The organism is Acinetobacter sp. AKBS16 (assembly GCF_002899995.1).
GTDB lineage: Bacteria > Pseudomonadota > Gammaproteobacteria > Pseudomonadales > Moraxellaceae > Acinetobacter > Acinetobacter baumannii.
In genome coordinates this window covers 67,905-75,000 of record NZ_POYH01000068.1, presented here as the reverse complement: position 1 = coordinate 75,000, position 7,096 = coordinate 67,905, and the positions used below count along the sequence as shown (strand labels likewise).

The 7,096-nt window shown below is 37.8% G+C and carries 7 protein-coding genes and 1 rRNA gene; 5 read left to right on the top strand and 3 right to left on the bottom strand.

Annotation, left to right across the window (positions count from 1 at the left end):
* The first annotated feature begins 211 nt into the window (after nt 1-211).
* Both rrf and C1642_RS12660 read left to right on the top strand, forming a co-directional pair.
* A 5S ribosomal RNA gene (gene rrf, locus C1642_RS12665) occupies nt 212-326 on the top strand.
* A 138-nt stretch (nt 327-464) separates the two neighbouring features.
* Nucleotides 465-1,064, top strand: coding sequence for a glutathione S-transferase family protein (locus tag C1642_RS12660; protein WP_000587889.1), 600 nt, complete (start codon nt 465-467; stop codon nt 1,062-1,064).
* Nucleotides 1,065-1,121: 57 nt separating this feature from the next.
* On the opposite strand, the gene C1642_RS12655 is transcribed toward C1642_RS12660, so the two are convergent.
* Nucleotides 1,122-1,814, bottom strand: a complete 693-nt coding sequence (locus C1642_RS12655; RefSeq protein WP_004840006.1) for a TIGR04219 family outer membrane beta-barrel protein — start codon at nt 1,812-1,814, stop codon at nt 1,122-1,124.
* A 628-nt stretch (nt 1,815-2,442) separates the two neighbouring features.
* On the opposite strand from C1642_RS12655, the gene C1642_RS12650 reads away from it, so the two are divergent.
* The gene (locus C1642_RS12650) at nt 2,443-3,921 is read left to right on the top strand and encodes a sodium-dependent transporter (RefSeq protein WP_000132725.1); all 1,479 of its coding nucleotides are present in this window, start codon (nt 2,443-2,445) and stop codon (nt 3,919-3,921) included.
* A 12-nt stretch (nt 3,922-3,933) separates the two neighbouring features.
* Nucleotides 3,934-4,077 carry a methionine/alanine import family NSS transporter small subunit gene (locus C1642_RS12645; protein ID WP_001097630.1) on the top strand — a complete coding sequence of 48 codons (144 nt, stop codon included), beginning with the start codon at nt 3,934-3,936 and terminating at the stop codon, nt 4,075-4,077.
* A gap of 42 nt (nt 4,078-4,119) precedes the next feature.
* Here the strand turns inward: C1642_RS12645 and rsmB are convergent, their stop codons facing one another.
* On the bottom strand, nt 4,120-5,424 hold the full coding sequence (rsmB, locus tag C1642_RS12640) for a 16S rRNA (cytosine(967)-C(5))-methyltransferase RsmB (RefSeq protein ID WP_103236400.1): 1,305 nt from the start codon (nt 5,422-5,424) through the stop codon (nt 4,120-4,122).
* Nucleotides 5,421-6,383: a methionyl-tRNA formyltransferase gene (gene fmt / locus C1642_RS12635; RefSeq protein ID WP_002046349.1), complete on the bottom strand. Its 963-nt coding sequence runs from the start codon at nt 6,381-6,383 to the stop codon at nt 5,421-5,423. The genes rsmB and fmt overlap by 4 nt, the downstream gene beginning before the upstream one ends.
* A 348-nt stretch (nt 6,384-6,731) precedes the next feature.
* Between fmt and C1642_RS12630 the strand changes: the two genes are divergently transcribed.
* On the top strand, nt 6,732-7,096 hold a 365-nt coding region (locus C1642_RS12630; protein ID WP_171304708.1), incomplete at its 3' end, for a dihydroxy-acid dehydratase.

Here is a 7,096-nt window from a genome sequence, read left to right as displayed (position 1 = left end):
TACTAATTGCTCGTGAGGCTTGACTATACAACACCCAAGCAGTTGTATATGAAGCATCAATCGATTCTTAAATATGCAAGACAACTTGATTTAGTTATACCTCTGGCTAAAATGAACAGATAAAGTAAGATTCAATCAGCCCAGTCTGTTACAGATTTGGAAAACGCTTCGGCATCAAATAAGACCCAGGCAAGTATCCATAAACAGTTGTGCTGGCGACCATAGCAAGAGTGAACCACCTGATCCCTTCCCGAACTCAGAAGTGAAACCTCTTAGCGCTGATGGTAGTGTGGGATTACCCATGTGAGAGTAAGTCATCGCCAGCTCATTATTCTAAACACCCCAATCTCAAAAGAGGTTGGGGTGTTTTTTTATATGGGAAATCAAAATATTATGGAAGGGTTGTGTTATAAACAATAAGAAAATTATATATTTAAATAAGCAGAATAAGGGGGTAAGTACCTATGATAATCTATGGTGATGTAGATTCAGGTAATTGTTATAAAATCAAACTGTTACTATCCCTATTAAATATAAATCATAGATGGATTCATGTTGATATTTTAAATAAAGATACTCAAACAGCAGAATTTCTATCTTTAAATCCTAATGGGAAAATACCTGTATTAGTTTTAGATGATGGACGGGTTCTAAGTGAGTCTAACGCTATTCTAGGCTACTTGGCTGAGGGAACGGAATTGATTCCTGCAGATCCTTATATGAAGGCAAAAATGTATCAATGGATGTTCTTTGAACAATATAGCCATGAACCATTTATTGCAGTTGCTCGTTTTATTAATAAATATCTAGGATTACCGCCAGAAAGAATAGAGGAATATCATAAATTACAACCAAAAGGCCATAAAGCATTATCTATTATGAATAAAGCTTTAGTAGGGCACGACTATCTTGTTGGAAATAAATTTACAATTGCTGATATTGCTTTATATGCATACACGCATGTAGCTGAGGAAGGCGGCTTCGATTTAAAGTTATACCCAAATATTCAAGAATGGTGTCAACGAATTCAAAAATATCCAAAATATGTGAGTATGGTTGAATAAAAAAGAACTCTTATAGAGTTCTTTTTTATATGGGGAAGATCAAAATCCTGTTTTAATTTAGAAATGTGCTTCTAAGCCCACATAAGGCCCTTTAAATTCAAATTTAAGGTCATTGTTATCGTAATCATCTAAATCGATATTGAGGATACGATAACCAGCTGTTAAGCCTAAATCGATTAATAAATTATCGGCAAACTTATACTTTGCTTCTACTAACGCATCTGTAATTTTTGCATCATCAAAGTTTGTATATGTTGCTTCACCTTTAGCGCTTAACCCTGTAAATGGAAGTTTTACTTCACCTGATAAATAAGCAATTGGATATGTCTTATCAATATCTACACGTTTACCGGTATAGGCAGTAATATCTCCATTTAGTACAGTTGCACCAAGACCTGCATCTACACTGACAATATTATCTAGTAACTCATAGTAGAGAATAAAATCACTATGATCTAAATCAACGTTATAGTTAGCTTGACCCAAAGTTTCTGATTTAGTTTGAGTATTTAAATTAACATAACGAATTTTTGCATTTGGAATAAACGGGATTGGGTGCTCAAAAGCTAATGAAAGTTGAGCACTACCTTTTCGGTCTAGATCTTGATCTTCAGGAGATTGTGAAGACATATTAGCTTTGCCGTCATAAAACCAGTAGCCAACGTCTCCTTTTACGCCTATAAAATCTGCTTGTGCGAATCCGCTAAGACCCATCCCGAGTGCTAAAAAAGACAGTTTTAATATTTTCATCATCAATCCTAAAAAGAAAATCTTTGAACGCATGATATAGATATCTTTGCAGTTATGCATTGATGAAAAATGGTGAATATAAAGCTTCTATATCTTCAATTTTTAATATTCTTTTATTTAATTAATTTTCATATAAAAATTAATTACTTATGGTGATTTGAGTTTTAGAGATTTTAGTATAAATTTTGTGTAAGGGATCGATAATACTTTGATATTTTACTCATCTATAAATTAGTTGATATATCTACTTTATGGATGGGAATGAAATTTTAATGGTAGAAAATATCATTGAATATAAGAAGGTAATAATATGCTTTAAAACAGGAATATTAGCTAAAAAATAACCAATCTAGATAAGAATCTCTAAAAAAACGTAAATTTTCAGACGGAAATTACAGTAAAAAGAAATAAAAACAGGTATTGTTCAGCTATATAGGGGCAAAAAATGGACAAAAATCTTTAAGGAAGAATTTTCTATTTTTGCTTGTTTGTTAAGGGAATAAAAATACTCAAAAGGTGCATTTTATTTTCTACAAACACAAAAGTATTTTTTGGTTCTTTTTTTGCATGCGGAATAACAATCAACAATAGCAGTAAAAATAAGTAATCTTTTAACATTAGGTGTTCTATGACAGATACTCGTGAAAACTGGACGTCACGATCTGGTTTTATTATTGCAGCCGTTGGTTCGGCTGTAGGCTTAGGTAATATTTGGCGCTTTCCGTACGTTGCATATGAAAATGGCGGTGGTGCGTTTCTTATTCCCTATCTATTAGCACTCATTACTGCTGGTTTACCGTTATTATTTTTAGATTATGCGGTAGGCCATCGTAGTACTGGTTCACCTCCTAAGGCATATCGTGCCTTATTTAAAGGTGGTGAAACATTAGGGTGGTGGCAGGTTTGTGTCTGTATCATCATTGGTTTGTACTATGCAAGTGTACTTACATGGGCTGGTAGCTATGTTTACTTCTCTATTGGCCAAATGTGGGGAAGTGATCCGGAAGGTTTCTTCTTTAATACCTATTTGCAGACCACAAAAGCAACCGGCTTTGATCTACAGTTTGTAGGTCATTTATTCTGGCCGATTGTTGGGATTTGGGCACTTACTCTCATCATTCTTTATGGTGGTGTGAAAAAAGGTGTGGAATTATCAAATAAGATTTTCATGCCTTTATTATTCATTCTCTTCACTATTTTAGTTATTCAATCATTACGTTTACCAGGTGCGGTACAAGGTTTAAATGCATTCTTTACACCGAACTGGTCTGCAATGATGGATTATAAAGTTTGGTTAGCTGCCTATGGCCATACTTTCTTTTCACTCTCAGTTGGTTTCGGGATCATGGTGACCTATGCATCCTATTTAAAACCAAAAACGAATTTAACTGGTTCTGGTTTAATCGTTGGTTTTGCAAATGCATCAACAGAGATTTTAGCGGGTATTGGTATCTTCGCAGCGCTTGGCTTTATGGCACATGCCGCAGGTACTGAAGTTAAGGATGTTGTGAGTGGCGGTATCGGACTCGCATTTATTGCTTTCCCTAAAATTATTTCAAGTTTAGGTTCTGGTGCTGATCTATTCGGTCTTTTGTTCTTCTCTTCATTATTTGTTGCTGGTATTTCTTCAATGGTCAGTATTTTGGAAGTGCCTATTGCAGCAATGCAAGATAAGTTAAAGTGGGGACGTAAGAAAGCGGTAACGATTATTGGTGGTGGTAGTGCACTGGTTTCAATTATTTTATTCTCAAGTGTAAACGCAATTAAGCTCGTTGATATTGTTGATCACTTTATTAATAACATTGGGATTATTGGTGGGGCTTTATTATCAATTATTAGCGTAGCTTGGTTTAAACGTTCAGCACTTAAAGAGCTTCGCGACCATGTAAACCGTATCTCAACCATTCAATTGGGTAAAGGCTGGGACTTCACTTTAACAGTCATTACCTCTTTAATCTTATTAACAACACTCTGTATGACTGTTTTTAATTTGATCAAAAATGGCTATGATACTTATAGTATGAGCTTACAAGGTGTCTTCGGCTGGGGCAGTGTGATTTTCTGTGCAGTCGTTGCTATCGTGTTAAGTAAAATGAAAGATCGCTAGGAGGATAAAATAATGAATACTTCGGCAATCGTGATGTTAATAATTTCGATGGTATTTGTATGGGGTGGATTAGCATTATCCATCTTACATTTAACAAAGCATCCTGAAGAGTTAGATGAAGTTTTAGAAGAAGTAAAAGATCAGCATACGCTTTGATATTCTGATCTAGTAAAAAAGCAGGCATAACGCCTGCTTTTTTTATGCAATCTTTTGAATTTTACAATAATAAAATCCATCACCAGATTGTGCTTCTGGCAACAGTTGTCTGCCATAAGCTTGTTCAATTCCCCAATCTGTCTCGATTTTCACTTCTTTTGCATCAGCATGTTCTGTGAAGAAGTTGATCATCTGCTGTTCGTTTTCAGATTTTAAAATTGAGCAGGTGATATAAAGCAATGTACCGCCAACTTTGAGTTGCTGCCACATGTGCTCTAAGATCTGCTTTTGTAGCTCAATGGTTTGGGCTATGTCACTAGATTGGCGCAATAGGCGTATGTCAGGATGACGTCGAATTACACCTGTCGCAGAACAAGGAGCATCAAGTACGATACAATCTACAGGTTGAGCAGGAGTCCACTTGGTTGCATCGGCTGCCAAAATTTCCGTATGACTTTGATCGAGTGCTAAGCGATTTAAGTTTTCAGTCACGCGGACTAAACGGCTTGGGTCCTGATCAATGGCGATGAGCTGTGCTGGTTTAAACTTTTCAAGCAAATGAGCCGTTTTACCCCCTGGGGCAGCACAAGCATCAATAACCGTTTTATTGTTTAAATCCGGCAACAAGGTGGCACATAGCTGTGCATGTTCATCTTGTACAGAGAACCAGCCTTGTTCAAAACCCGGTAACTGAGTGATTTGTACAGATTGCTCAAGGACAATACCAGCTTCGGAAAACAAACACGCACGTGCCTGAATGTCTAAACTTTGCAGTTTTGCTAAATAAGCATCTCGACCAATATGACGCTGGTTCACCCGTAAAGTTAAAGGCGCGGCTTGCTTTAACGATTGGCAGAGAGCTTCTGTTTGTTCTCCCCAATCCTTTTTTAACCGTTTAAAAAGCCAACTTGGTAAGCCATGTGCTTGCTGTAAACCTTGCTGAAAGTCATCAGTTTCACGAGTTGCTCGACGCAAAATTGCATTAACAATACCACTGAGTGCAGGGAAACCAAGTTGTTTAGTTGCATCGACTGTTTCCGAGATGGCAGCGTGCGCTGCAATACGCGTGCATAAAACTTGATAAAGGCCCACGTATAGGCAGGTTTCTACAGTCTCATTGTTTAAAGGTTTGCTGAGTAAAGGCAGGCTAATTGACTTAAGTGCGAACCATTGGCGCAATGTACCTAAAACAAGTTCATGAAATAGTGCACGATCACGCTCTGCTACTTGATTCAGCTGTGTATTTAAAATACTAGCGAGCGATTGACCTTGCTGAACTTTTAGCAAGGTCTGGACGACTTGAGCGCGCAGGTTAAAACGTGATGAATTTGAAGTAACCTGACTCATGGCAGAATCTGTCCTACGTGAAGTTTTTGAGTTTGTGCAATTTGTTGAGCATTTAATGCTTTACCACCCGGCCACTGCACACTCGTTAAACAAATAAATGTATTTTCACCGCAAGCGACATGTACACCCTGTTTATCGATTGCAATAATTTCACCAGCTTGAGCATTCGCTTTGCTTTGACTAGAAATTGTTGAATTCCAAACACGCAGCGCATTATTTTCATCAAGTTGAATAAAGGCAACAGGCCATGGGTTGAATGCACGGATATTGCGGTCAACTTGAACTGCATTCATAGACCAATCAATACGAGCTTCTGATTTCACGAGTTTATGCGCATAGACTGTTAAGCTTTCGTCTTGAACTTCGCGTTCTGCTAAATATTTTTGCAGAGTTTCTTCTGACTCAAGTACCGCACAAATTGCTGTTGCACCTTGAGCTGCAAGTTTGTCATGCAACGTCGCTGATGTATCTTCGGAAGTGATTGGGCAATATGTTTTATACATCATATCGCCTGTATCTAAACCTGCAGCCATTTGCATGATGGTGATACCAGTTTCGTCGTCACCTGTTGCAATTGCACGCTGAATCGGTGCTGCACCGCGCCAGCGTGGTAATAATGAGCCGTGAATATTTAAACAGCCATATTTAGGTGTATCGAGCACAGCTTGTGGAAGAATTAAGCCATATGCTGCAACTACCATGACATCAGCGCCTAAAGCAGCAAGTTCTTGTTGAGCTGCCAAGCCTTCTTCAGTTGAAGCTTTGAAGTGAAGTGGTTGATAAACAGGAATATTATGTTCCAGCGCAAGCTGTTTTACAGGAGACGGTGTTAGTTTTTGTCCACGACCTGCTTTACGGTCTGGTTGAGTATAAACCGCGATAATTTCATGGGAAGTTTTTAGTAGAGCCGCCAATGCTGTTGCAGCAAATTCGGGGGTGCCAGCAAAAATAATTTTCACAAATGCAATCCAAAAAAAGTTTAACGCTAGTATACGTGAAAAACGATTGAAGCCCTAAATCGAGGTACAAAGGAGAGCTAAAGCCATAAATAGTGAACAAAAAATTATTCAAAAACTTTTATTGATAAAAAAAGGTTATAAAAAAATAAAAAATTATTCATGTAAGTTTTGCTAAATATTGACTGAGTATTATCGTTCTTGGCTTTCCCAATATTATTTGCTTCTATAGAATGGAGAATGATCAAATTATGATGATGAGTCAATATTCCGACTGATCTAACGCTATATCAGTATCATTCAGCCAGAGTGGAAGTCATTTCACTCAAGCACAACTTGTTGGAAACACAAATGCCTGACTATCGTTCAAAAACATCGACACACGGAAGAAATATGGCTGGCGCACGTGGCTTATGGCGTGCAACAGGAATGAAAGATGAAGATTTCGGCAAACCGATTATTGCAGTGGTCAATTCATTTACCCAATTTGTTCCAGGCCACGTCCATCTGAAAGATTTAGGACAGCTTGTCGCGGCAGAAATTCAGGCAGCAGGTGGTGTTGCTAAAGAGTTCAATACAATCGCGGTGGATGACGGTATCGCAATGGGGCATGACGGCATGCTTTATTCATTACCATCACGTGATTTAATTGCGGACTCAGTTGAATATATGGTGAATGCACATTGCGCCGATGCGATGGTGTGTATTTCGAACTG